We start from the raw sequence: 25,863 nt of genomic DNA, 5'->3' as shown, positions 1-25,863 counted from the left end.
CCTTCCTTTCTTTACTCATGATTGAATCATCTTATAAAAACCACGTCGTCTGTTCTGGTTCTGTTTGTGCTATGACCTGACCTTTTAGTATCACATAACTCGGTTTAGGATGGTTTCTTAGTAATTCATGAGCACTTTCTGCTGGACAAATTAAAAAGCTTGCCTCATCCCCTATTTTTAATCCGTAATTATTCAAACCTAATACATGAGCAGCATTCATTGTCATCATGTCAATGACCTGATTAAAATCATCACTCCCAGTCATTTGAGCTAAATGTAAGAGCATATGTCCTGCCAGTAACGGCGAACCAGTACCTAACGGGTAAAAGGGACTCATTAAATCATCGTGAGCTACGGCTACATTCACACTAGCTCCAAGTAAATCTTTTACTCTTGTGATGCCCCTCCCCTTTGGCCAGCCAGTATTTCTCGCCATCATCACACTGTTTATGAGTGGACAAGTAACCACGTTTATCTTTGATTGAGCAATAAGATTTAACAATTTTTGCACATATGGTTCATTATAATAAGCCATTGCATTAATATGACTAACTGTGACCTTCTCATACCATTCATATTCGATCGCCAAATCCGCTACTACTTCCAAATAACGGGATTCAGAATCATCGGTTTCATCGCAGAAGATGTGTACAAATCCATCTATTTCTTTAGCCATTTGAAAACAATGGTGTAAAGATTCTATTCCTTTTTCTCGTGTCGCTTCCAAATGTGGTACAGCACTTACCCCATCTACTCCTAATAGCATTGCTTCCTTCATACGCTTATATCCTAACGAACCTGATGTTAAACCCAATTGCGGAAAAGCGATTATTTGTAAATGAAAATAAGGAGCCACTTCTTCTTGTAGTTGTTTAAGAGTCTCTAAAGCTGTTAAACTTTTAGCTGTCACATCGACCATACTTCTCATATATAAAACCCCATGACTAATCATGAGGTTAATCACCTGTTTCGCTCGTTCATAGACGTCATTTGTTGTTAAATACTGTTCCTGATACTGTCCCCATAGTTTGATGCCATCGATTAATTCACCAGTTGGATTTACAGCTGGCTTGCCATAAGTTAAAGCTGTATCCAAATGAATATGAGATTCAATAAAGGGTGGCAAAACAAGCCTTCCTTTTGCATCAATGACTCTCTTAGATTCTTCTTCGACCGATTTTTTTGAATCCATCTGTTCGATTTTCCCATTTTGCACAAATAGATTGATTCCTTTATCACCTTGCAACGTGCATGCATTTTTTACGATTAAATCATACATATCTCTACACCTCTTGTTTTAGACCAGCCTTTAGTTTCCCTGGATTTAATAGATGATACGGATCATTTTCTTTTTTGGCTAAACAAATGTCCTGAATCCAATCATCTTTCCCTCCTTCTTCCAATAAATAGGTATGAGGATTGCTAACCTTAATACCGACTTCACGGAATTCTGTGATGATTTCATTTAATCTATCTTCTGATCTGAATTGTATGATAGGTTGAGAGCTTGGAACCACTTGACCTTGGACCTTTATCCACTCAAAATGAATCCATATCTCAGAAGGGTATTTTTCTTTTAAAACTTTTACCTGTTCCAAATAGCTTTCTCGGTTAAATCTTCCCTGTAAATAGGTAGCGGACGGATCTTTTTTCATCCACCATAAGGTCACATGATTCCAGCTAAAATCAGTAATTCTCGCCTTTTTTTCCAGCATCTCGGCATCGAATTTCTTTATATAAGTTCCATTATAACCGTGAGCGATATCGGCAATTTCGGCTTCATTTCCTTCTTGAATTAAGAGAAGAACAGTTGTCGTTGATTCTGATATATATGAAGAAAATGCTTTAAACGAAGTAGCTAATGGTGCCTCGGAAACCGAGACAAGTCTTTTAGTAAGAGCTGCATTAGTCGCAATCTCTTCTGAAAACGTTAAAGCGTCCTCTAATTTTTCAAAACAAATCAGTTGATTGGACCATTTTCTGAGTGGGGCTAAGGCTATTACGGCTTCTACAATGATGCCAGATACCCCATAGTTATGAATATATTTTTTTAGTTCTTCTCCTTTAACTGTTAATCGGTGCGGCTTTTCTTCCATCGTTAATATTGATAACTCAATGACATTGCCCTCATCCCACAGTGTTCCATATTCGATTGACCCAATGCCTCCCGTCCCTCCCGCAATAAAACCACCGCGAGTAGACTTTATATACGTACTCGGAAAAAAGCGTAAGGAATAACCATAAGAAGCAAGTTCGTTTTCTAAATTCCCTAATTTAATTCCCACCCCGAAACGTCCGATTCCATTGTTGATTTCCTTTCATTTAATTCACTTGTATCGATTAAAATCCCTTTTTCTAAAGGAATAATTTGCCCATAATTCCCTGTCCCTCCGCCACTAGGAATAACCGCAATTTTATTTATTGCGGCAAATGATAAGACTTTTGCTAATTCCTCTTCTGTTTTCGGTGTAACGACACAATCGGCGACATGACCAGCTAATTTCCTTTTTAATACAGGCGAATACCATTGAACTACTCCCACTTATCGACCTTACGGTCTGATTGAAGTGGGAGATTCTTGGGAACAGAGCGTACTTGCCAGCGGTTTTCTTTGCCAACAGAGGTTTCTCTTATGGACCAAGCTATCCCCGTCGATTCCTACGGTTCTGTATTTTGTTTAAGCCAAGTTGAAGGTTCTTACCCCTTCGGCTAGAATGTTTTTGCTGGCATTTATATCTCGATCGTGATGTTTATGGCAAACAGGACAAGTCCAATCCCTTATTTCAAGAGATTTTTTGCCATCTTGATGTCCACAATCGGAACATATTTGACTAGATGGAAACCACCTGCTTATTTTCACGTTGGTTTTCCCGTACCATTTCGCTTTGTATTCTAATTTCGATACAAAGGCAGACTAGGATACATCCGAGATGGATTTTGCTAACTTATGATTGCGTAACATTCCTTTGGTGTTCAAGTCCTCTATACAGATCAGATCGTGGTTTTTGATGATGTCTGTAATCAACTTGTGAAGGAAATCGTCTCGTTGGTTCCTAACTCTTTCGTGCAATTGAGCCACTTTACGCTTTTGTTTTTGATAGTTTTTGGCATCAAGAAGATTCATCCCCTTGTTTTTAGCCTGTAAGGCACGTCTTGAAAGTTTTCGCTGTTCCCGTTTTAATCTCTTTTCCATTTTGTCTGTGAATGTATGATTATCCATCTTACGACCATCAGAAAGAACCGCAAAGTCCGTGATGCCTAAATCTATACCGATAGATGATTCAGCTTTCTTCAATGGTTGAACGTCTGTTTCGGCAAGAATGGATACAAAGTATTTCCCACTAGGATTTCGTCTAATGGTCGCGTTCAGAATACGACCTTCTACCTCACGACTTTTAGCCAACTTCACTAGTCCAAGTTTAGGCAACTTCACTTTGCGATCAACGATAGCTATATTCCCATTCGTGTGTTTCGTGGTATAAGACTGCACGGGATTCTCCTTTGATTTAAAACGTGGCGCTTAATTTTGCTTTTGGAAAAATCGAGAGTAGGCATCCGCAAGGTTCTTAAGGGAGGACTGAATCGCTGTGCTATCCACTTCTTTTAACCACGTCCACTTTATCTTTAGCTGTGGTAATTGAGAAGAACAGGCCTGATAGGTTAACCCTTTCCAAGTTTCTTTGTACGTATGGTTCCACTCTACTAGAAAATGATTGAATACAAAACGAGAACAGCCAATGGTTTTGGCAATCAGGGTTTCTTGTTCTTTGCTTGGATAGATACGGAACTTATAGGCTTCTTGACAAGCACGGCTCTCCCTCCTTCACGAAACGAACATTTGTTCTTATTAAATCGTGAAAAAGAGCGTTTTGGCTACCACCAACCGCCATTCATCTCCCACCTATCATTGGGCTTTGCCCTTCTCAAGATGGAGGAAGGAGTCTTCTGTCGGAAAACGGTAAAAATCTTGAGACATTCTCTCCACAAATTTAGGATTCGTTTTGACCCGTTCATAACCAACACATTCTTCAAGTGCTTTTATCCAAGCTTTTGAAACCTGCTCCATATTCCCCATCCCCTTTCGTCTCGGTTAATGTCCTAAGTTCTTTGAGACTTGGCCCACTAACTGACTAAATTCTGCCGTACTACGGAAATCCTCATTTCGTTCATATTCAGGCACCTCAAACTCATGACTAATTCTTCCAGGTCGTGCAGACATAACCGCAATTTTAGTCGAAAGAAACACAGATTCAAATACATTGTGCGTAATAAATAACACCGTCATATTGGTCTTTTTCCAAATCTTTAATAATTCATAATGCAAGTTTTGCCTCGTGATTTCATCAAGTGCTCCAAACGGCTCATCCATTAATAAAAGCTTTGGTTTTGCCACTAACGCTCTCGCAATCGAGACCCGCATTTGCATCCCACCAGACAATTGACGTGGCAATGATTTTTCATACCCCTTTAAACCGACCAATTCTAGGACGTCTAAACCTTGCTTTTGTCTTTCCTTTTTTGAGACTCCTTTTAACTCTAATGGTAATGTGACATTATCTAAAACAGATTTCCAAGGTAATAGAGTAGCATGCTGAAAAACAAAACCAATTTCCGTTCTGTCTAAACTTTCTTTTTTAGACGTTTGTGTCGTCAACTCAACGGTTCCTGTTGTTGGTTCACTTAAACCAGCAATTATTTTAAAAATAGTTGATTTTCCACAGCCAGATGGACCAACAAAGGAAATAAATTCCCCTTCTTTTACATCTAAATTCATATCGGTCAAAGCGACAATTTCTCCATTATAAACTTTGCTAACATTGGAAATCTTTAAAAGCGTTTTTCTTTCATTAACTGTTTCTGGTCGGATCACTTCTGCTGTTTTCATGACCACCACTCCTTACCATTCATTTCACTTCTGAAACAATTGAACTATTCTTTAGCACATCCATTTCAAAAGTACTGATCTTTTGTAATGTTTTGGCTAATGGTTCACTAAGACGTGCAATCGTTTCGATTCCTTTATCTCGTGTTGCCAAAGTCGCATCTCCTGAGGTTCCACAATCTGAGACATCATCAGCTATCCAAGCAACTGAAGGGCTACCTTTAATATCAATCACAATCTCACCGTCTTGATAAGGCTGATACATTTGGCTTTGAGCTACATCCATATGAACCCACCCTTCCTGCAAAGCTAATATAATCGATGTCTCAACATCACCACCATGAATGCCATAGGTTAATTCTTTGTCTGTGTATAACCCGTTTAAAACACCTTTATAATCCATTCCTGACATTTTAAAAACCATTAACCCTGTTTGAATTCTTACTTCCCTTGCGATCATGTTAATTAAATCTAAGTTGCCCCCATGCGTATTAAACAGGACGAAACGGGTAAATCCACTTGCCTTTACACTTTCAGCTAAATCTAAAATCACATGCTGTAATGTTGTCTCGGACAAAGTAAAAGTTCCAGGATGACCAAAATGCTCGGTGCTTTTTCCATACGGAAGTGGCGGTAACAGCCAAATATTGTCTTCTCTGTTTAAAAGCTCAAAGGTGGCTTCTAATAATCCTTCTGCAATAAGCGTATCTGTATAAGTAGGGAGGTGTGGTCCATGCTGCTCAATCGCCGCAATCGGTAAAACAACAGCCCCCTTCTCTTTCTCTAATGCAGCTACTTCATTAGTAGAAAGGCGTGGTAAGAAAAAATCTTGCCACGCCTTTCCGTGCTTTTCTGCTTTCAAAATATCACCCTCCTCGTCATGACCACTACCTAATTTAAAAACTGATTGGTGTAGACTTCCTCCACTGTTAAACCTTCATCAATAATTTCTAATTCAACCAATTGATCGATTAACGTCTGCCATCGTTCTTCTGTCATCGTCCCTACTCCGTGCTCTGCCGCATCCCCACCGAAGACTAAATCTTGCATTTGTTCTGTTGCATATTCCATTTGCTCCACTGTTTTTTCTGGCTCTAATTCAATGATATAAGGATAAAGTGGCTCTGGATTCTCTTTAAAAGCGTTCCACCCTTTTGTAATGGCATTGACATACGCTTGAATGACTTCAGGATTTTCCTCCAAATATTCTTTAGTCGTAAACAGAACATCGCCATACGGAGAATAGCCTGAATCCGCAATTAATAAATGGTTGGTTTCTATTCCTTCCTGTGCTAAATAAAAAGGTTCTGAAGTCACATACATTTGGGAAGCCGCCTTTTTATTAGTAGCAAAGGTTGTATTATCACCGCTATACACTCGATTTTGCTCATCCGTAATGGACGTAGAATGAACTAAATATTCCCAATAACCAGCTCCAGCAGCTGTATAGACTTCATATCCATCAGCTAAATCGTCAAAAGTCTCAACCGGTTGATCGGCATGAAACATAATGCCTTGTGGCGTCTTTTGGAAGTTAGTAAAAAAGGCGACTAATGGAATCCCTTCGTTAATCGCGTTTAATACTTGATCCGCTTGGGCCATTCCAATTTCAGCGTTTCCTGAAGCGACAATTTGCGTTGAAGAAACGGTTGGACCACCTGGCTCTGTCGTCACAGATAAACCTTCTTCTTCATAAAACCCCTCTAATGCTGCATAGTATTGTCCTGCATTTTCCACTTGAGGAAACCAACTTGTTACTTGAGTAATTTCGATTAACTCCTCACCGTCTTCACCTGAACTAGCATTATCTGAGCCACATGCTGTTAAAAGTAATCCAGTTACAATTGCGACATTTGCACCTATAAATGATTTCCACAACCCCTGTTTCATTCAAAAGGCCCCCTCGTTTTGTATATAATCGTGTTTATTCTTTTTCCAATTCTGATTCATGCCATGAGCTAAGTAATTTTCTTGAGAAAAAGCTCACAAGTAAGAAAAAGACAATCCCAAGAACCGCTGCTGAAAGCCCTAAGGCGAATAAATAAGGGGTTTGTAGTCTTGATGCTGCAACAGTAATGGCATATCCGATCCCACCTGCACCTCCACCAACACCGGCAATATACTCACCAACAATCGCTCCTACTACCGCTAATGTACAGGAAATCTTCATCCCCGCGATAATAAAGGGTAAGGCAGCAGGAAATCGTAACTTCCACATAATTTGCCATTTTGAAGCATTGTATAGTTGAAATAAATCTTTTAGTTTATGATCCGTTGCATTTAAACCAATTAATGTGTTTGATAACATCGGGAAAAAGCCAATGGTAAAGGCAATAATAATAATGGCATTCATTCCAGAACCAAACCAAATCACAATGATAGGAGCGATCGCTACAACCGGAATCGTTTGTAAAATAATAGCATAAGGATAGAAGCTTCTTTCTATCCACTTTGAGCTCGCCATTAAAACAGCTACTCCAATCCCGATAATGACACTAAACATAAACCCTAATACGGATTCAATGACGGTCGTCTGTAAAGCTCGTATTAAATTATCCCAATTGGCAACTGTAGCGACATAAATATCGGTTGGTTTTGGTAAAATATAATGGGCAATCCCAAGAACTCGAACACTCACTTCCCATAAAACGATAAATAGTCCCAATGCTAAAACAGGGGGCAATACTTTTTTAATGACCTCTTTTTGTTTTATCTTCCAACTATCAGATAGTGAAACTCGCTTTTTTTCAGTAACGGCAACCTGTCCTGTATCTATTATTCCTCTAGCCATCCAAATCACCAGCTTTCCTTTCGTATTATCAAATCACGATGCCGACACTTGTTCTGGAGTCGGCAATTTCCCTTGGTTCAGTAAATCATAAGGATCATTTATTTTTTTCTTGTTCGCAATCGACTCCAGCTGCAGGTTCCAGCCACCTGCTCCCAGTAAATAAGTATGGGGATCATTCACACTAGCACCATTGCGATTAAAGAAATCTATTACCTCATATAATCTTTCTTTACTTGAGTATTTAACAAGCGGTAAACCGGCTGGGATTAATCTCCCTCTGTCTCGAAGCCATTCAATATGAATCAGCACCTCATCACCAAATTTGGCTTTAATTAATTCAATCTGTTCTTCAAAACGCTCCAATTCAAAGAAATTTTGTAAGTATGTCCAATCCGTATCTGCCTTTAACGCCCATAACGTTGTATGATTCCAAGTAAAATCAGATATCCCTATTCCTTTCCGATAATTATCTGGAATGACTGTATACACTTCTTTTCCTTTAAATTGTTTAGCTAATGAAAGAATAGCTTCGTATTGCTCATCTGCTACTTCTAAAAAAGCATAGTCTCCTTCTTCCGTAATGACTTTTTTTAATGGTTTAAAAAACGAAGGGATAGGAGCTTCTAAAACCGTCACTAATCTCTTTTTCCAATTGCTTGACTCTGCGATTTCTCTTGTAAACTTTAATGTATTTGATAAACCGTCAAATTTTAAAACTAACTGACGCCAATTGTGTTTAGGCTTAAGCGGCAATGTCACATCGACCAAAACACCAGTCGTCCCATAGCTGTGAATGTAATCCTTTAACTCATTTCCTTGTACAGTAAAAATCTCGATAGGATCCGTCATCGTCATGACCGTTGCTGCTAACACATTTCCATCCCAAAGATTCCCCCAAGTAACGGATCCAACCCCTCCTGATCCTCCTGAAACGAACCCTCCAACTGTTGCCTTAGCAAAGGTGGACGGGTAAATCGTTAATTCCTGCTCCTGTACATTAGCCTGTTTTTCTAGATCTCTTAACCTCATACCAGCTTCAACCTTTACATAACCTAGTTGCATATCAATTACTTTATTTAAGCGACTTAAATCAACCACAACCCCTCCGGTCATTGGAATCGCTTGTCCATAATTACCTGTTCCAGCCCCACGAATCGTGACAGGAATTTGTTCATTTCTAGCTATCTGTAAAATTTCAGAAACCTCTGCTGTATTATCAGGAATCACAATAAAATCGGCCTTTTTCTCCTCCAGGTCATCTTTTAAAACGGGTGAATACCAATAATAATCTTTTGATAGCTTTAAAACCTTTTGCTCCTCCGTTACAATTTCACCCTTTAAGATCACACTTTCTAATTGCTCCAGCACAGATTGATTCAAAGCTACTCACCCCTTCAAAAATTTCAATGGCTTATTAAGCTATAAACTTCTCAACATCCGTTTTTCATTACCTTCGTTTGTTCTTCATTATCCTTACATTACTTGATTTACTTCTCTTTTTGTTTTAATAAGTTAAATTTTCTGACATATTATTTTGTTTTAAATTAGCGATTAATAATAGATTAAATGATCTTATTTTTATTACTATTTTTTCATTATGTATATATTTTATCTATTTAAATTCCGAATCGATCATGCTATTTTATCTAACAAGCCACCTATTGCGGTATAACATCACAAAGTTAAAACCGAAAAAAGAACTTATTCTCGCCTTTGTATACGCTATCATAATTTTTAGGTGGAATATCATCATAACTAAAAGGTGATTTCCTATCCTTTCGTTTTGAACGCTTTCCTTCCTCTCAAAAACGTAAAAAACCACCTACCCCAAGAGTGTAAGTGGCTCTAAACTTTATTGATTACTTCTTCAAGTTATAAAAAGAGTTTAGCCCTTGGTAAGTGGCTACAGCTGCTAATTCGTCTTCGATGCGAAGAAGTTGGTTGTACTTCGCTACGCGGTCTGTACGAGACGGAGCACCTGTTTTGATTTGGCCGGCATTTGTGGCAACCGCGATGTCAGCGATTGTTGCGTCTTCTGTTTCACCAGAGCGGTGAGAGATAACCGCTGTGTAACCTGCACGCTTCGCCATTTCGATTGCTTCAAATGTTTCTGTTAATGTACCGATTTGGTTCACTTTGATTAGGATCGAGTTTCCGATTCCTTTTTCGATACCTTCAGCTAGTTTTTTCGTATTTGTTACAAATAAGTCGTCTCCAACTAATTGTACTTTTTTACCTAAACGATCTGTTAATAGCTTATGACCATCCCAGTCGTTTTCGTCTAAACCATCTTCAATGGAGATGATTGGGTATTTAGAAACAAGATCTTCGTAGAACTCAACCATTTGTTCAGATGTAAGCACTTTGCCTTCACCTGATAAGTGGTATTTGCCATCTTCTCTGTTGTAAAGCTCAGAAGAAGCAACATCCATTGCTAATTGAACTTCTTCACCTGGCTTGTAACCAGCTTTTTCAATGGCTTCGATAATCGTTGATAACGCTTCTTCGTTTGATGATAAGTTTGGAGCAAATCCACCTTCATCACCTACTGCTGTGTTGTAACCTTTAGATTTAAGAACTGATTTTAAGTTATGGAAAATTTCTGCTCCCATACGGACGGCTTCTTTAAAGTTCTCAGCACCTACAGGCATAACCATAAATTCTTGAATATCAACGTTGTTATCAGCATGCTCTCCACCGTTGATGATGTTCATCATTGGTACTGGTAATTGCTTCGCGCTGAACCCGCCAAGGTAAACGTATAAAGGAATTCCTAATGCGTTAGCAGCAGCATGGGCAACAGCCATAGAAACACCAAGAATCGCGTTTGCACCTAGCTTGCTTTTGTTTTCTGTGCCATCAAGGTCAATCATTAATTTATCGATTCCAAGTTGGTCTAAAGCGTCCACTCCGATAATTTCTGGAGCAATAATTTCATTCACATTTTCAACGGCTTTTAAAACACCTTTTCCTAAAAAGCGCTCGCCACCATCGCGTAATTCAACCGCTTCGTACTCACCTGTTGAAGCACCACTTGGTACTAACGCACGGCCCATTGCTCCTGATTCTAGATAAACTTCTACTTCTACTGTTGGGTTCCCACGAGAATCTAATACTTCGCGTGCATAAACATCTGTAATCATTGTCATAACAAACGTCATCTCCTTAAAATTGTTTTTTATTTTTAATTAAAGATTTTCCTGTCATTTCTTCTGGTTGCTTAGCTCCTAGTAAAGATAAAACGGTTGGTGCCAAGTCTGCTAAAATGCCATCTTCTCTTAAACTCATGTTTTCCTTTGTTACAATAACAGGTACACGGTTTGTCGTATGAGCTGTCATTGGTGTGTCGGCAAGCGTAATTACTTCATCCGCATTTCCGTGATCGGCTGTAATGACAGCTGCTCCACCTTTGGCTAAAATCGCTTCAACGACTTTACCTAAACATTCATCGACGGCTTCAACGGCTTTAATCGTCGGTTCAAGCATTCCCGAATGTCCAACCATATCTGGATTAGCAAAGTTTAGAATAATCACATCTTGTTTGTCCGCTTCAATTTCAGCGACTAGTGCATCCGTGACTTCATAAGCACTCATTTCTGGCTTCAGGTCATATGTTGCCACTTTAGGCGAATCAATTAAAATTCGCTCCTCACCAGGAAATGGCTGTTCACGTCCACCACTAAAGAAAAACGTAACATGTGGATATTTTTCTGTTTCAGCAATTCGAAGTTGCTTATAATTTTGCTGTGATAGAACTTCCCCTAAGGTATTATCTAGGTTAGTCGGTTTAAAAGCAACAAACCCTTTTACTGTTTCACTAAATTGAGTTAAACATACATAATGAATATTCGTTGGGTGACTGTCCCCACGTTCAAAACCACGGAAGTCTTCATTTGTAAAAACTTGCGACATTTGAATCGCACGGTCCGGGCGGAAATTAAAGAAAATAATCGCATCATCATTTTCAATTTTCGCTACCGGTGAGCCATCTTCTTTTGTCATAACAGAAGGAATTAGAAATTCATCATGAACCGAATTCCCATAGCTATCTTGAATCGCCTCAGCTGGTGAGTGGTAACTTGGACCTTCACCATAGACCATCGCTCGGTATGATTTTTCAACACGGTCCCAGCGCTTGTCACGATCCATTGCATAATAACGGCCGTGTAAAGTAGCGATTTCTCCGACTCCAAGCTCCGCCATTTTTGCTTCTAAATGTTTGATATAAATCTCAGACGTCGTTGGACCTACATCTCGTCCATCTAAAAATCCATGGATATACACTTTTTTGACATTGCGTGTTTTAGCCAGTTGTAAAATCGCATATAAATGTTCGATATGACTATGAATTCCACCATCAGATAACAGGCCATATAAATGAAGGGCACTATTTTTCTCTGTCACATGGGCCATGGCATTATTTAGCGTTTCATTACTAAAAAATTCGCCTTCACGAATCGATAAATTGACTCGTGTCAAACTTTGGTAAACAATCCGTCCGGCTCCAATATTAAGATGACCTACTTCAGAGTTCCCCATTTGTCCTTCTGGTAGACCAACCGCTTCCCCTTGTGCTTCTAATGTTGCATGTGGGAACTGATTCCAGTAGCGATCAAAATTTGGCTTCTTCGCTTGAGCAATGGCATTTCCTTTTACTTCATCCCTTAAGGCGAAACCATCAAGGATGATTAAGGCTACTGGCTTTTTACTCATTTTCCTGCCTCCACAAGTGCAAGGAAGGAATCCGTTTCTAAGCTCGCACCACCGACAAGAGCACCATCAATATCAGACTGTGCCATGTATTCGGCAATATTAGCTGGTTTTACACTGCCACCATACTGAATACGAACCGCATCTGCTGCTTCTGTATTAAACGCTGATGCAACGACTTTACGAATGTATGAGCAGACTTCATTAGCATCTGTTGCTGATGACGATTTTCCTGTTCCAATTGCCCAAATTGGTTCATAAGCGATAACTGTTTCTTTCACTTGCTCAACTGTTAATCCAGCTAAGCCCGCTTCTACTTGAGTTTTGACAATATCATTCGTTTTTCCTGCTTCACGTTCTTCGTCTGTTTCCCCACAACACATAATAGGTACTAAGTTATGAGCAAAAGCCGCATGTACTTTTTTGTTCACTGTTTCATCTGTTTCAGCAAACATTTCACGACGCTCTGAATGTCCGATGATGACATAATCAACGTTCATATCAGCTAAAGCAGCTGGACTGACTTCGCCCGTGAAAGCTCCACTGTTTTCAAAATGAACATTTTGAGCTCCAATTTTTAATTCTGTTCCTTCAGCTTCTTTTACTAAACTTTCTAAGAAAAGCGCTGGTGAACAAATAACAGCATCGACTTCATTGTTTGCCGGGATATTCGACTTTACTTCTTGAACAAACGACTTAGCCTCTCCAAGTGTTTTATTCATTTTCCAGTTTCCTGCAATAATTGGCTTACGCATGATTTCACCTCATCCAATCGTTTAAAATTATATTACTCTAACTACTAGCTTTCATTATTTGTCGTTTAACGCGACGACTCCTGGAAGTTCTTTTCCTTCCATAAATTCAAGTGATGCACCGCCACCTGTCGAGATATGACTCATCTTATCAGCGACACCAAACTTTTCTGCAGCTGCGGCTGAATCTCCACCACCAACAACAGAATAAGCTTCACTTTCCGCTAAGGCATTCGCCACACCTTTTGTTCCATTAGCGAACGTGTTCATTTCAAATACACCCATCGGTCCATTCCAAATGACAAGTTTAGATTCGCTTACAACTTTTTGATATGTAGCAATGGTTTCTGGTCCAATATCTAAAGACTCCCAATCTGATGGAATTGAATCAATTGGTACAACCTTTGTATTGGCATCTTCAGCAAAATCATCAGCAACTAAGGCATCCGTTGGTAAGTAAAGATGAACACCATTTTGTTTTGCTTTTTCCATAAAGGATTTAGCTAAATCAATTTTATCCTCTTCTAAAAGAGATTTTCCGATGTCATGTCCTAATGCTTTAATAAATGTATAAGCTAGTCCACCACCGATAATAAGGTTGTCCACTTTTTCTAACAAGTTCTCAATAACCCCAATTTTATCTTTCACCTTCGCTCCACCGATAATCGCTGTAAAAGGTCGTTCTGGAGTTAATAGAGCTTTCCCTAACACGTCAAGCTCTTTTTCCATCAAAAGACCGGCTGCTGCTGGTAAATGATGAGCAATTCCTTCAGTCGAAGCATGAGCACGGTGAGCAGCACCAAAGGCATCATTCACATACACATCTGCTAATTTTGCAAACTCTTTCGCTAACTCAGGATCATTTTTCTCTTCCCCAACGTAAAAACGAACATTTTCTAATAAAAGAATCTCGCCATTATCTAGCCCATTTGCTGCTTCTGTTGCCTCTGTTCCATAAGCGACATCCACTTTTTTGACATCCTTACCAAGAAGCTCACTTAGTTTTGTTGCCACAGGAGTTAAACGTAATTCCTCAACAACTTGACCTTTTGGACGACCAAGGTGACTCGCTAAAATAACCTTTGCCCCTTTTTCTACTAATAGATCAATTGTTGGAATCGCGGCACGAATACGAGTTTCGTCTGTAATGACACCATCTTTCATTGGCACATTAAAATCAACACGACAAAAAACCTTTTTACCATTTAAGTCAAGATCACGAATCGATTGTTTATTCATGAGCATATGACCTCCTTTAGCCTACCTATTTTTTTAGACGGATATCCTTAATCAATGGAAAGGGGAGCTAGAAAAATTCTACTCCCCATTTTTCACTATCAAATTAGATTATAAGCCTTTACTAGCAATATAATCAACAAGGTCAACAACACGGTGTGAATAACCAGATTCATTGTCATACCAAGAAATAACTTTTACCATGTTTCCTTCCATAACCATTGTTGAAAGAGCATCGATAGTAGAAGAATGAGCATCACCATTGTAGTCACCAGAAACTAATGGATCTTCGCTGTAACCAAGGATTCCTTTTAATGGACCTTCAGCTGCTTCTTTAAATGCTGCATTGATTTCTTCTGCAGTTACTTCTTTATCTAGTTCAGCTACTAAATCTACTAATGAAACGTTAGGTGTTGGAACACGCATTGCTCCACCATTTAATTTTCCTTTTAATTCAGGAAGAACTAACGCTACCGCTTTTGCAGCACCAGTAGATGTTGGAATAATATTCTCCGCAGCTGCACGAGCACGACGGTAATCTTTATGTGGTAAGTCTAAGATTTGTTGATCATTTGTATAAGAGTGAACAGTCGTCATCATTCCACGACGTACACCAAACTTATCGTTTAATACTTTCGCAAATGGAGCTAAGCAGTTTGTTGTACAAGATGCATTTGAGATAACGTTGTGGTTAGCAGCGTCATACTTGTCTTCGTTAACACCCATAACAACCGTAATATCTTCATCAGATGCTGGAGCTGAGATAATAACTTTTTTAGCACCTGCTTCGATATGTTTCGCTGCATCCGCACGTTTTGTGAAGAATCCAGTTGATTCAATAACAACTTCAACACCACGATCAGCCCATGCTAATTTTGCTGGGTCACGCTCAGCAGAAACGTTAATCACTTGACCATTTACAACTAAGTTATCTTCTTTAACTTCAACTTCTGCGTCTAATCTACCGTGAACTGTATCATATTTTAATAAGTGTGCAAGCATTTGGGCATCTGTTAAGTCGTTGATTGCCACTACCTCTACATTTGGGTTGTTTAAAGCTGCACGGAATACATTACGTCCAATTCTTCCAAAACCATTAATACCGATTTTTGTTGCCATGATAAATCTCCTCCTATAATTTCCATCCAATTTTATTTTAAAAAAATTTATATCAAAAAGGGAATGTTCGAGTATTCATTCACGATCGATGCATAAAACATCAACCTAAAGGAAATTCCCTCTTATCTAACTATCTTATAAATCAAGTAAACTTCTCGCTGCCCCTTCGTCTGTTACCAATACATCACTTGGGCGATTTTTCACATATGCAGCAATCGCTTTGGCTTTTGAATGACCACCTGCGACTGATATTACATACTTATCTTGGTCCAGTTCATCTAACTGCAAACCAATTGTTCGTTGCTTATAAATACTCTTCCCATTTTCATCAAAATAATAACCAAAAGCTTCACCTACTGCATGATTGTCTATTAATTTTTGGAGGGAAGGCACTTTCGAATTTCTTCGTGTGGCCATCGTTTCCGCATCTCCAATTCCGTGGATAACAACAGAAGCGGATTTGATAATCGTTAAAATTTCTTGCACAGATGGCTCTAAAATTAAGGAAGAATATGCTTCTTCACTCAATTGATCAGGAACATGTAACAAACGATACTGGGCACCTGCTCGACTAGCGAACTCAGCACTAATTGTATTCGCCTGATTTTCCACTTTTTCACCGAGACCACCACGTGCTGGCACAAAAACAACTTCTCGATTTTTAGCATCGGCTGTCATCATACGTGCGACAGCGGCTAAAGTCGTCCCACCCATAACAGCTACAACATCTTTTGGTTTGAGACGAGAACTTAATTCAAGTGATGTTGCCTGACCTAATTCATGCTTCACCCAATCATTCTCATCACTATCACCCGATACAACAATCACCTTAGGTACCCCAAGTCGCTGTTCAAGTTCTTTCTCTAAACTGCTTAAACCAAGTAGCTCTTTCATCATCTCTTCTAATTCAAGAAATAATCCTTCGCCTTGTTCGGTTAAGCTCATACCAGCAGTCGTAAAATCAACGAGCCTTTGATCCTTCAGAAACGTCACTTCGCTTCTTAATACACGTTCTGATAATTGAATATTGGCCGATAAACTGCGCCTTCCGATCGGTTGCATCAATCGAATGTTTTGTAAAATTCGATAGCGCTTCACCATCACATCAAGCACATCAGGCAATAATTGTTTTTGTAACGTGATTAAAGACCTCATATCCAAAGCTCCTTTTGACTTCCTAATGGCGATTTTGAATAGGTTAATTTCGTTCCGGGTCATAAACAGTCCCACGATGACATTTTACGTCCCACGAAAACAAAAAAATATAATTTTACTCTTAAATACATTCAAGTGCATATATTTTGTCGGCAAGTGCATCAGGGTCGGAATACGTCCCGCGATGACATTTTACGTCCCGATAAGAATAAAAAATAACCTCTCTGTCTTCAACATCATTTTATCAATAATCTCATCCAGATACAAGCTAAATATTCAGTAAATGAGCGATTATTTTTATTGTTCCATTTATCACTATTCTACTATAACCAATTATGGAACAAACAAAACCTCATTATTTTAACTTTTTTATCGCTTCCCGAACATCTAATGCAGAAATATGACCATAGCCAACTTCTTTCCCTCCAACTAAAACAACAGGAATCATAAGTTGATACTTTTCCAAAAGGGCATCATCCTGATAAATATCCGTCACTTTAATCTCAAACTCAATCTCATTCTGAAGGTTTCTTAACTCAGCAATCGCTTCCACGCATAGTGGACATTGATTTTTTGACATTACTTCTACTTGCACCATCATTAACTCAACTCCTATTGATTTAATTGTACTCTTTTTTATGTATGAAGGGCAAATATGGAGGAGTTGAGGTGAGAAAGGGCTCTTCTATTTCTTTTGCTGCTTTTATTAATGGTCATTTTGCTTCATTGGGAGCCTTTGATTCAATCGCAACTAACATAGGTCAATACAGTGCACCTCTTTAGTCAACTGAGTGGATATTCTTTTTAGACATTTGTCCTTATAATTAATAACTGTAAGCGGTTACAAAGCAAACCAGTTTCATCAAAAGCAACCGCTAACATTTTATTCATTCACACTTTATATTCTTAACTTTACTCATATTTAACTCAATTTTTCACTTAAAAGAGGAGGTGCTAGCGTGTGGCGTTAGTGACAAAACAAGAGGAATCACATGCTCGACTTAGTGATTCATTAATAACAAAAGCAGCAAAAAAAAGACGAGCACGTTCGATGATTGGATATTTGGCATTTGTTGGTCCTGCGTTATTATTTTTTATCATGATTCAGATGATTCCGTTTGGGATGGGGGTTTATTATTCCTTCACTTCATGGAATGGCATTAGTTCAACAGTTGAATGGGTTGGACTTGATAATTATATAAGGATTTTTACAAATGATACGCGTTTCTTTAACTCCTTTCTTTTTACAACCAAGTTTATGATTGCCGCTGTTTTAATTAGTAATGCGATTGGTTTTACGTTAGCACTTATTTTAAATGCGGCACTTAAAACGAAAAATTTATTAAGAACCGTCTATTTTTTACCGAATGTCATTGGTGGACTTTTACTCGGATTTATTTGGCAGTTTATCTTTGTTCGTGGTTTTGCCGTGATTGGCGATATGACCAACATTGGTTTCTTTCAGCAACCTTGGTTAGGAGATGCCAACACCGCTTTTTGGGGCATTGTTATTGTCTTCGCTTGGCAGATTAGTGGTTATATGATGGTCATTTATGTTGCCGCATTACAAGGGTTGGATCGTTCTCTAATAGAAGCCGCAAAAATTGATGGGGCTAATGCCTTCCAACTACTTAGAAAAATCATCATTCCGCTTGTCTTGCCGGCTTTTACGATTTGTTTGTTTTTAACGATTTCAATGGCCTTTAAAATATTTGACTTAAACCTTTCCTTAACAGGTGGTGGTCCATTTAACTCGACCGAATCGGTTGCGATTAACATTTATAATGAAGCATTTACGATGAATAACTACGGAATTGGCTCGGCAAAATCGATTCTCTTCTTCCTAGTTGTCGCAATATTTACAACAATTCAAGTATCGATTACAAAGAAAAGGGAGGTTGAAGCTTGATGCACTATACAAAGCGAACGTTTTTACTAGAGGTTATCGCAATCATTATCGCGCTTATTTTCCTCATTCCCTTTTACTTTGTTATTGTCAATTCTTTAAAAAGTTTCTCGGAAATATTAGTTAATTCGGCGGCCTTACCGAAAGAAGTTTTGTTTTCAAACTATGTAAAGGTTTGGCAGATTATTAATTTCCCAAAGGCCTTCTTTAACTCTTTTATTATCACTGTTTTAAGTAATATTGGTCTTGTCGTAATTAGTTCAATGGCGGCTTGGAAAATGGTTAGGACTCCAGGGAAGTTCAGCAAAATTCTTTTTATTATGTTTGTCTCGGCCATGGTCATTCCCTTTCAAGCGGTAATGATTCCACTCGTTAAATGGGGTGGCATGATTGGTATTATGAATAGCATTCCTGGCATTGTCATTATGTATTTCGGCTTTGGTGTCCCGCTTTCCTTATTTCTTTACCACGGTTTTATTAAGACTGTACCGATTGAAATTGAGGAATCAGCACGTATAGATGGTTGTTCACAGTTTCGGGTTTTTTGGAATATTGTCTTTCCTTTGTTAAAACCGATTACGGTTACAGTCGTTATTTTAAATACGTTGTGGATCTGGAATGATTACTTATTACCACTTCTTGTTTTACAGGATCCAAACTTAAGAACGATTCCACTCGCGACGAGCTCATTCTTTGCTCAGTATACAAAACAGTGGGATATGGGATTAGCTGCATTAGTTCTAGGGATTACTCCTGTTATTATTTTCTTCTTATTTTTGCAGAAGCATATTATTAAAGGAATTGCCGCTGGTTCAATTAAATAACGTTATCCATTTTGTAGTTTTTACTACAAATTAAATAGTACAATTAAAGGGGAGGTTACTGAATATGAAGAAGTTAACAAAGTGGTTTTTTACATCAATTTTAGCGTTAGGATTATTAAGTGCTTGTGGTTCAGATGAGACAGATGGATCTTCTACAACAGATGGAGATCAAGGTGGATCAGGTAGTAGTGATGAGGTTGTAACCTTAAACATGTTCCAATTTAAAGTCGAAATTGCCGACCAATTACTTGAGATGCTACAGGAATTTCATGAGGAACATCCGAACATTCGCGTCCAATTAGAAACAGTTGGTGGTGGTGCTGATTATAGTGCTGCATTAAAAGCAAAATTTGCTTCAGGCGAACAACCAGATATTTTCAATAACGGAGGCTTTACAGAGCTTGGATTATGGAAAGAGCATTTAGCCGATTTATCAGACGAACCTTGGGTTGAACACCTCCTTCCTATTGGTGCAGTACCAATGACTGATACAGACGGTAAACTTTACGGAATGCCTGTTAACCTTGAAGGATATGGATTTATTTACAACAAAGATTTATTTGCAGAAGCAGGTATTACCGAAGAACCAACGACTTATTCTGAATTACTAGCTGCTGTTCAAAAATTAGAGGAAAATGACATTACCGCTTTTTCTGCTGGATATGCGGAGTGGTGGGTCATTGGCCAACATTTATTAAACATTCCATTTGCTGAACAAGACGACCCAGCTGCTTTTATTGATGCATTATCAGAAGGCACTGAAACAATGGCAAACAACCAGAAGTTTATTGATTTTCAACGTTTAGTTGATTTAGAGATTGAATATGGAAACTCAAATCCTTTAACGACCGATTATAATTCTCAAGTAACTTATTTTGCAACAGGTGAAACGGCAATAATTCAACAAGGAAACTGGATTGAAAATATGATTTATGAACTGAATCCAGAGATGAACATGGGGATCCTCCCTATCTCATTAGATGATAACGGTGATGCAAGATTACCAATTGGCGTTCCAAACAACTGGGCGGTTAATAAAAATTCTCCACATATTGAAGAAGCCAAATTACTATTAGACTGGATGGTATCTTCTGAAACAGGTCAACGTTATATGACAGAAGAATTTGCTTTTATTCCAGCCTTTGACCATATTGAACCAACCGGACTCGGAGCATTAGGTGAAGTCATTTTAGAATATTCATCAGACGATCAAACATTACCGTGGAACTGGTTTAGATGGCCAGACGGTGCGAATCAAGACTTCGCTGCCATTATCCAAGAATATGTAGCCGGTCAAATTGACTACGATACGGTACTCGAAAGAATGGATTCCACTTGGCAAAATTTAAAGTAATAGCTTCAAATATCTTCTAACAAAATATATTTAGAAAGCATATCTATCTTAGGTATGCTTTCTACTTTATACTTAAAGATAGATTTAAATGTTGGAAGAGGTGTTCAAACTGAAATCTAGCATTCGCCAAAAATTAATTACTCTTTTATTATTATTTACGATTATTCCGTTCGGTGCCTCGATTGTGGTCACTTTTTTATATACAAAGGAATCATTAAAGGACCAAGCAGTTGAAGAAAATGTAAACCTCCTTTATCAAGGGAAAGTCAACATCGATAGTTATGTAAAGGAGCTTAATAACCTAACCTTATCTGTTTATAACAATCTTGAATTTATTAGCTATTTAAAATCAGCCAACTTAAGAGAACAACCTATATCTGTTCGTTCCGTAAATCAGTTATTACAAACGATATTGTACGCGGATCAAAGCATCGAATCCGTCGATTTATTTATTGAAAAGAACAGTCAATTTATTACAACTTCTAAACAATCTTCGGTCATTTATTCCGAACAACGAAAGGATTTGAATTTTTCCTTTTATGAGCAAGCAAGTGAAAGCCCTTTTAATTTATATATCAAACCGAATGAAGGGAAAAATCCCCATCATTCTTTTAGCTTACACCGCTCTTTACAAAACGTTCCAGCTAAAGACATTCTCGCTTATATTTCCTTACAAATCAATGGACGGAAGCTCGTTGAATTAAGTGAACATCTATATATAAAAGGAAATGAGGAGCTTTTTATTGTTACAACCGAGGGCGAGTTTGTTTATCAGTCCTCCTCCGTATTAAACGAAAGAAAGGAACAAGAGTGGATTGCACAAGTGCTAGCGCAAGAACAAAATAGTGGTGTTTTAGAGTGGTCTGAATCGAATGAGCCGTTTGTTTTAATTTATGATACAATCGCTGAATCTCGTGGTGGCTGGAAGCTTATAAAAATCATTCCTGCTAGCACCTTATTCGAAAGTGCTTATAATGTGGCTTTTATTAATATCATTTTCGGAATGTTAGGCCTATTTCTAGTCATCGTCGCTACTTTATTTGTTTCCTTTAAAATCACGAACCCCTTGACCGTCCTTGTCAAAAATATAAATGAAGTCAAAAAAGGCAATATGAAAGTACAATTCCACTCACTTGGCAATGATGAAATCGGTGAACTTGGGGAGAGTTTTAAATCAATGGTGAAAAAGATCGATCAGCTTATTAATCGCGAATATAAATTAGAAATCGAAAATAAAACGAATCAATTGAAAGTTTTACAGTCACAAATTAATCCGCACTTCCTTTATAATGCCCTACAATCAATTGGGACATTGGCGTTAAAAAGTGATGCCCCTAAAGTTTATACACTCATTACCGATTTATCGAAAATCATGCGCTATAGCATCAATACATCTGAATCAATGGTGACCTTATCACAAGAGCTCGATTATCTCTCTTCTTATCTTCTTTTACAAAAACAACGCTTTGAAGATAAATTAGACTACTCGATTATGATTAAAAATGACGTCAAAGAGGTATATGTCCCGAAAATGATTTTACAACCACTCGTGGAAAACTACTTTAACCACGGCTTTGATAGCCACGAGATTGTTGGAACCGTTTCTGTTACTTGTGATAAGCACAAAGATAAAATCGTGATAGAAATTCAAGATAATGGTCTTGGAGTTTCCGAAGAAAGATTAGAAATGATTAACACACAGCTGGCCACTAATCAAAATATGGTTAGCAATAGTGGAACAGGCATTGGCTTACAAAATGTGTATCGCCGTTTAAAGCTCTATTATGGCGAGCATACAGAGATGTCTTTAGAAAACATACAAACTGGCGGATTTAAAGTTCGAATCATATTACCAATCAAGATGGAGGGTGAGGTTCTTGAAGGCGATCATAGTAGACGATGAGAGACATGTTCGAGAAGGTTTGTTACTCCTAGCCAATTGGTCACGCTTTAAGATTGATACGATCTTACAAGCGGAAAATGGAGACGAAGCTCGTCAAATCATTACTGCGGAAAAGCCAGATATTATTTTTACGGATATGAGAATGCCAAAAACAAATGGTGTTGAACTTCTCAAGTGGCTTAATCAATCTCATTTAAATGCGAAAACGATCGTCATAAGTGGTTATGATGACTTTGAATATATGAAAAATGCGATTAAATTTGGGAGCTTTGACTATTTATTAAAACCGATCGATCCGAGTGAATTAAACGAGGTCTTGGCTCGAGCAGTCGATGAAGTTTTACAGCAGAAAAAAGCAAAAGAATTAGAGCAAGAAAAAGAAAAAGTTGTTAGCGAGATCCATCCTATTTACTGTGACAAGTGGTTAACAAAGCTTGTCACGATAGCAGATTGGACTCAAAGTGAACGCGATTTTTTTCAACGAGAATTTCAGCTCCACCTCGACTCTCAGCCATTAACAGTCGCAATTTTTTCGATGACAATGTTAAAATCTTTTATTTTTGAAGGGAATGGAGAGCTTGCGGTTACTGAACTTTTATCAATCGCAAAACCGATTATGGAGCAAGAACAAGCTGGCTTCGTTTTTTCCCACTTAGAAAATGATGAAGAACTGGTTTTTATTAGTCATTCTTCTCGGCGGCTAGAGTCCGCACTGACTCAAGTGAAAAGAGCGTTATGGAGTCGTTATCAAATAAAGCCACATTTTGTGATCGGTCCAGCTCATGCTCACCCAAAAGAAAGCTATCTTAAAGCATCAACAAAATTAGCTTCATACAATTTGATTAATCAAGAAACGGAATCACTAACAGCCCATCATAACAGGAAATGGCTTTTATTAGATTATAAAGATGAATTGAAATGGACAATCGAATGTGGGCATAAACAACAACTCGATCTTTTGCTTCATTCCATTTTTGAATCGATTGAAAAAAATCACACTATTACCTTTCGATTTCTAAAAAACTGGGAAAATCATTTTGATATTTTACGCTCGCATTGGCTTCAAAAAGAAGAACTACCCAGCCAACGTCAACTTTATTGGACCCAGGATGGACGTTTTTCCTTTCACCACTTTAAGCAAGAAAAAAGAGAAGATTTTTTTCAACTATTTGATTTAGTCGCAACGCTTGGTGAGCAAGAACAAACGAATATGAGCAAGGTGGCTTCCTATATTGAAAGTCACTACCATTATGAAATTAGTTTACAAGAAATCTCCGAGCATTTTTACTTAAGTAGAGAATACATCTCACGAAAGTTCAAACAAGAATTTAACCAAACCATTACCGACTATTTAATGAATTTTCGTATTAAAAAAGCGAAGGAGCTTTTAGCCAATCCAAATCTTAAAGTATACGAAGTTGCCGAAGCAGTAGGTTATCAGCATGATAAATACTTCGCAAAAGTTTTTAAACGTATCGTCGGCCTCACCCCAAGTGATTACCGCCAAACCTATTATCAAAAACGAAGCTAAAGGTCAGGGGCGAGGAGGAGCGATTGCTCTTAATTTGATAGCTTCGGGCTTCATTGACACCCTATGATTCCCTTTGTGGTTCATATTCGATTGCTTTTGGAATCATTGCGGCTCTTTGATTCCCTTTGCGGCTTTTATTCGATTGCTTTTGGAATCATTGCGGCTCTTTGATTCCCTTTACGGCTTTTATTCAATTGCTTTTGGTCTCATTCGGATTCTCTGTTTCCCTTAAATTTCACCTCACTTGCCAACAAAAATGAATTTATAGTCACTTTTTGGTTTCATTTTTTCTAAATTCGGCTATGCTGTAAGAAGGGATTTGAAAGAGTAATCATGAATAGTTATGATAAGGAGAGGTAAAACATTTGACCTTCTTTGACCTATTAGGTATGATGTACATAAATCACCTCTACCAAATGAAACAGTTATTCAAATTTAAAGGAGGCTTTTCTTATGAATTTAATTCCTACAGTTATCGAACAAACAAATCGTGGTGAACGTGCCTATGACATTTATTCACGTCTTTTAAAAGATCGTATTATTATGTTAGGCTCAGCAATTGATGATAATGTCGCAAACTCCATCGTAGCTCAGTTGCTATTCTTAAACGCTGAGGATCCAGACAAGGATATCTCACTTTATATTAATAGCCCTGGTGGTTCTATCACAGCTGGTATGGCCATTTACGATACAATGAATTTTATCAAACCAAAAGTTTCCACGATTTGTATTGGTATGGCGGCCTCAATGGGTGCTTTCCTTCTTTCAGCAGGCGAAAAAGGCAAACGTTATGCTCTTCCTAACAGTGAAGTGATGATTCACCAACCATTAGGTGGAACACGCGGTCAAGCAACAGACATTGAAATTCATACTCGTCGTATTTTAGAAATGCGTCAAACATTAAACGAAATCCTAGCTGAACGAACTGGCCAACCTCTTGAAGTAATCGAACGCGATACAGATCGTGACAACTTCATGACAGCTGAAAAAGCAAAAGAATACGGCCTCATCGATGATATCATTAAGTCAAGCTAATCGCCAAATAAAGTCCTAGTTAATAAAACGATTACTCGCTTTAATAGTGAGTAATCGTTTTTTCATTTTATCCAAAACTCATTTGCTTACATTGGCTTTATCTGCCACACCTATCAGGCTAGCAAGCATAGGCAAATAAGGAAGAACAGCTTACCTCCTCCTTATTCACAATTCAACTTCTTCCATACACAGCATCCCTTTGTCGCTCTTATTCAGCTGCTTTTGGTATCATTGGCCGGCTTTGATTCCCTTTGACTCTCTGATTCACCTGCTTTTGACTTCATTGAAGCCCTTTGATTCCCTTAAATGCTCTTATTCACCTGCTTTTGACTTCATTCGCTTTCTTCGCCCTCCTTCCCACTCTCCAAATATACACTTCACCCACGACTTTCATCATAGATCCGTAACTTATCCACATTCGCTCCTTCATCCACAATAAAATCTCCTTTTTATAAAATTCTGCTCCTATTTGGTTGAAACTTATACACAACCACTATAATATTCTGATAATTCTTATAATTATCCAAATGTTTATGCACATTACCCCCAGTTTTTGTTCAAAAACGGCTGTGCGTCTTTATACTTATCCACAGTCATAATAAAAAACACAGTCTACTAAATCAAATTAGTAGCTGCGCTTTTTAAAACATAAAGTTCATACAACT

At 38.2% G+C, this 25,863-nt stretch carries 22 protein-coding genes and 1 pseudogene; 6 read left to right on the top strand and 17 right to left on the bottom strand.

Features of this window, described 5'->3' with window-relative positions; all coding sequences use genetic code 11:
* Nucleotides 1-31: 31 nt before the first annotated feature.
* The 17 genes and pseudogenes from BALCAV_RS08920 to BALCAV_RS08850 form a co-directional block, all read right to left on the bottom strand.
* Nucleotides 32-1,279 (bottom strand): amidohydrolase family protein, encoded by a 1,248-nt coding sequence (locus BALCAV_RS08920; RefSeq protein ID WP_003321179.1) that lies wholly within the window; start codon nt 1,277-1,279, stop codon nt 32-34.
* A 4-nt stretch (nt 1,280-1,283) separates the two neighbouring features.
* The gene (locus BALCAV_RS08915) at nt 1,284-2,285 is read right to left on the bottom strand and encodes an FAD-binding protein (RefSeq protein WP_003321181.1); all 1,002 of its coding nucleotides are present in this window, start codon (nt 2,283-2,285) and stop codon (nt 1,284-1,286) included.
* Nucleotides 2,270-2,542: an FAD-binding oxidoreductase gene (locus tag BALCAV_RS23075; protein WP_003321182.1), complete on the bottom strand. Its 273-nt coding sequence runs from the start codon at nt 2,540-2,542 to the stop codon at nt 2,270-2,272. Before BALCAV_RS23075 ends, BALCAV_RS08915 begins: the two co-directional genes overlap by 16 nt.
* Nucleotides 2,543-2,677: 135 nt before the next feature.
* Nucleotides 2,678-3,799: pseudogene (gene tnpB / locus BALCAV_RS08910) on the bottom strand (IS200/IS605 family element RNA-guided endonuclease TnpB); the annotation flags it as partial.
* Between the two features lie 105 nt (nt 3,800-3,904).
* A complete protein-coding gene (locus tag BALCAV_RS22255) occupies nt 3,905-4,066 on the bottom strand; it encodes a hypothetical protein (RefSeq protein WP_160173395.1) in 162 nt (53 codons plus the stop codon).
* A gap of 24 nt (nt 4,067-4,090) precedes the next feature.
* Nucleotides 4,091-4,885 (bottom strand): ABC transporter ATP-binding protein, encoded by a 795-nt coding sequence (locus BALCAV_RS08905; protein ID WP_004427401.1) that lies wholly within the window; start codon nt 4,883-4,885, stop codon nt 4,091-4,093.
* A 19-nt stretch (nt 4,886-4,904) separates the two neighbouring features.
* Nucleotides 4,905-5,744 (bottom strand): creatininase family protein, encoded by an 840-nt coding sequence (locus tag BALCAV_RS08900; RefSeq protein ID WP_004427396.1) that lies wholly within the window; start codon nt 5,742-5,744, stop codon nt 4,905-4,907.
* A 29-nt stretch (nt 5,745-5,773) separates the two neighbouring features.
* Nucleotides 5,774-6,772 (bottom strand): ABC transporter substrate-binding protein, encoded by a 999-nt coding sequence (locus BALCAV_RS08895; protein WP_004427392.1) that lies wholly within the window; start codon nt 6,770-6,772, stop codon nt 5,774-5,776.
* Between the two features lie 34 nt (nt 6,773-6,806).
* Nucleotides 6,807-7,673 carry an ABC transporter permease gene (locus BALCAV_RS08890; RefSeq protein WP_004427391.1) on the bottom strand — a complete coding sequence of 289 codons (867 nt, stop codon included), beginning with the start codon at nt 7,671-7,673 and terminating at the stop codon, nt 6,807-6,809.
* Nucleotides 7,674-7,706: 33 nt separating this feature from the next.
* Nucleotides 7,707-9,053, bottom strand: coding sequence for an FAD-binding oxidoreductase (locus tag BALCAV_RS08885; protein ID WP_004427389.1), 1,347 nt, complete (start codon nt 9,051-9,053; stop codon nt 7,707-7,709).
* A 479-nt stretch (nt 9,054-9,532) separates the two neighbouring features.
* Entirely contained in the window at nt 9,533-10,822 is a 1,290-nt protein-coding gene (gene eno, locus BALCAV_RS08880) for a phosphopyruvate hydratase (protein ID WP_004427387.1), read from the bottom strand.
* Nucleotides 10,823-10,838: 16 nt separating this feature from the next.
* Nucleotides 10,839-12,386 carry a 2,3-bisphosphoglycerate-independent phosphoglycerate mutase gene (gene gpmI, locus BALCAV_RS08875; RefSeq protein ID WP_040323816.1) on the bottom strand — a complete coding sequence of 516 codons (1,548 nt, stop codon included), beginning with the start codon at nt 12,384-12,386 and terminating at the stop codon, nt 10,839-10,841.
* On the bottom strand, nt 12,383-13,138 hold the full coding sequence (gene tpiA, locus BALCAV_RS08870; protein ID WP_004427383.1) for a triose-phosphate isomerase: 756 nt from the start codon (nt 13,136-13,138) through the stop codon (nt 12,383-12,385). Before tpiA ends, gpmI begins: the two co-directional genes overlap by 4 nt.
* 54 nt (nt 13,139-13,192) lie before the next feature.
* The gene (locus tag BALCAV_RS08865; RefSeq protein ID WP_004427381.1) at nt 13,193-14,374 is read right to left on the bottom strand and encodes a phosphoglycerate kinase; all 1,182 of its coding nucleotides are present in this window, start codon (nt 14,372-14,374) and stop codon (nt 13,193-13,195) included.
* Nucleotides 14,375-14,482: 108 nt separating this feature from the next.
* A complete protein-coding gene (gene gap, locus BALCAV_RS08860; protein ID WP_004427379.1) occupies nt 14,483-15,490 on the bottom strand; it encodes a type I glyceraldehyde-3-phosphate dehydrogenase in 1,008 nt (335 codons plus the stop codon).
* Between the two features lie 135 nt (nt 15,491-15,625).
* Nucleotides 15,626-16,645, bottom strand: coding sequence for a sugar-binding transcriptional regulator (locus BALCAV_RS08855; RefSeq protein ID WP_004427377.1), 1,020 nt, complete (start codon nt 16,643-16,645; stop codon nt 15,626-15,628).
* A 355-nt stretch (nt 16,646-17,000) separates the two neighbouring features.
* Nucleotides 17,001-17,246 carry a glutaredoxin family protein gene (locus BALCAV_RS08850; protein WP_004427375.1) on the bottom strand — a complete coding sequence of 82 codons (246 nt, stop codon included), beginning with the start codon at nt 17,244-17,246 and terminating at the stop codon, nt 17,001-17,003.
* 450 nt (nt 17,247-17,696) lie between these two features.
* Between BALCAV_RS08850 and BALCAV_RS08845 the strand changes: the two genes are divergently transcribed.
* The 6 genes from BALCAV_RS08845 to clpP all read left to right on the top strand — a co-directional run bounded on the left by BALCAV_RS08845 (nt 17,697) and on the right by clpP (nt 25,198).
* Complete coding sequence (locus BALCAV_RS08845; RefSeq protein WP_081939237.1) at nt 17,697-18,554, top strand: carbohydrate ABC transporter permease; 858 nt, start codon at nt 17,697-17,699, stop codon at nt 18,552-18,554.
* Entirely contained in the window at nt 18,554-19,375 is an 822-nt protein-coding gene (locus BALCAV_RS08840) for a carbohydrate ABC transporter permease (protein ID WP_004427370.1), read from the top strand. Before BALCAV_RS08845 ends, BALCAV_RS08840 begins: the two co-directional genes overlap by 1 nt.
* Nucleotides 19,376-19,439: 64 nt before the next feature.
* Nucleotides 19,440-20,729 (top strand): ABC transporter substrate-binding protein, encoded by a 1,290-nt coding sequence (locus tag BALCAV_RS08835; RefSeq protein ID WP_004427368.1) that lies wholly within the window; start codon nt 19,440-19,442, stop codon nt 20,727-20,729.
* Between the two features lie 88 nt (nt 20,730-20,817).
* Nucleotides 20,818-22,632 carry a cache domain-containing sensor histidine kinase gene (locus BALCAV_RS08830; protein WP_004427366.1) on the top strand — a complete coding sequence of 605 codons (1,815 nt, stop codon included), beginning with the start codon at nt 20,818-20,820 and terminating at the stop codon, nt 22,630-22,632.
* Nucleotides 22,607-24,163 (top strand): response regulator, encoded by a 1,557-nt coding sequence (locus BALCAV_RS08825; protein ID WP_004427364.1) that lies wholly within the window; start codon nt 22,607-22,609, stop codon nt 24,161-24,163. Before BALCAV_RS08830 ends, BALCAV_RS08825 begins: the two co-directional genes overlap by 26 nt.
* A gap of 453 nt (nt 24,164-24,616) precedes the next feature.
* Nucleotides 24,617-25,198 carry an ATP-dependent Clp endopeptidase proteolytic subunit ClpP gene (clpP, locus tag BALCAV_RS08820; RefSeq protein ID WP_003321879.1) on the top strand — a complete coding sequence of 194 codons (582 nt, stop codon included), beginning with the start codon at nt 24,617-24,619 and terminating at the stop codon, nt 25,196-25,198.
* The last annotated feature ends 665 nt before the right edge of the window (nt 25,199-25,863 follow it).

The sequence above is a fragment of the Alkalihalobacillus alcalophilus ATCC 27647 = CGMCC 1.3604 genome (assembly GCF_000292245.2).
Classification (GTDB): domain Bacteria; phylum Bacillota; class Bacilli; order Bacillales; family Bacillaceae_D; genus Alkalihalobacillus; species Alkalihalobacillus alcalophilus.
The sequence above is the reverse complement of the archived record's forward strand: the minus strand, read 5'-3'. Positions and strand labels throughout refer to the sequence as shown.

Bases quoted from the DNA above. Each gene is read 5' to 3' on its own strand.
- BALCAV_RS08920 (WP_003321179.1), bottom strand. From the start codon at position 1,279: ATGTATGATTTAATCGTAAAAAATGCATGCACGTTGCAAGGTGATAAA.
- BALCAV_RS22255 (WP_160173395.1), bottom strand. From the start codon at position 4,066: ATGGAGCAGGTTTCAAAAGCTTGGATAAAAGCACTTGAAGAATGTGTT.
- BALCAV_RS08905 (WP_004427401.1), bottom strand. From the start codon at position 4,885: ATGAAAACAGCAGAAGTGATCCGACCAGAAACAGTTAATGAAAGAAAA.
- BALCAV_RS08895 (WP_004427392.1), bottom strand. From the start codon at position 6,772: ATGAAACAGGGGTTGTGGAAATCATTTATAGGTGCAAATGTCGCAATT.
- BALCAV_RS08890 (WP_004427391.1), bottom strand. From the start codon at position 7,673: ATGGCTAGAGGAATAATAGATACAGGACAGGTTGCCGTTACTGAAAAA.
- eno (WP_004427387.1), bottom strand. From the start codon at position 10,822: ATGACAATGATTACAGATGTTTATGCACGCGAAGTATTAGATTCTCGT.
- gpmI (WP_040323816.1), bottom strand. From the start codon at position 12,386: ATGAGTAAAAAGCCAGTAGCCTTAATCATCCTTGATGGTTTCGCCTTA.
- tpiA (WP_004427383.1), bottom strand. From the start codon at position 13,138: ATGCGTAAGCCAATTATTGCAGGAAACTGGAAAATGAATAAAACACTT.
- BALCAV_RS08865 (WP_004427381.1), bottom strand. From the start codon at position 14,374: ATGAATAAACAATCGATTCGTGATCTTGACTTAAATGGTAAAAAGGTT.
- gap (WP_004427379.1), bottom strand. From the start codon at position 15,490: ATGGCAACAAAAATCGGTATTAATGGTTTTGGAAGAATTGGACGTAAT.
- BALCAV_RS08855 (WP_004427377.1), bottom strand. From the start codon at position 16,645: ATGAGGTCTTTAATCACGTTACAAAAACAATTATTGCCTGATGTGCTT.
- BALCAV_RS08850 (WP_004427375.1), bottom strand. From the start codon at position 17,246: ATGATGGTGCAAGTAGAAGTAATGTCAAAAAATCAATGTCCACTATGC.
- BALCAV_RS08845 (WP_081939237.1), top strand. From the start codon at position 17,697: ATGATTGGATATTTGGCATTTGTTGGTCCTGCGTTATTATTTTTTATC.
- BALCAV_RS08840 (WP_004427370.1), top strand. From the start codon at position 18,554: ATGCACTATACAAAGCGAACGTTTTTACTAGAGGTTATCGCAATCATT.
- BALCAV_RS08835 (WP_004427368.1), top strand. From the start codon at position 19,440: ATGAAGAAGTTAACAAAGTGGTTTTTTACATCAATTTTAGCGTTAGGA.
- BALCAV_RS08830 (WP_004427366.1), top strand. From the start codon at position 20,818: ATGTTGGAAGAGGTGTTCAAACTGAAATCTAGCATTCGCCAAAAATTA.
- clpP (WP_003321879.1), top strand. From the start codon at position 24,617: ATGAATTTAATTCCTACAGTTATCGAACAAACAAATCGTGGTGAACGT.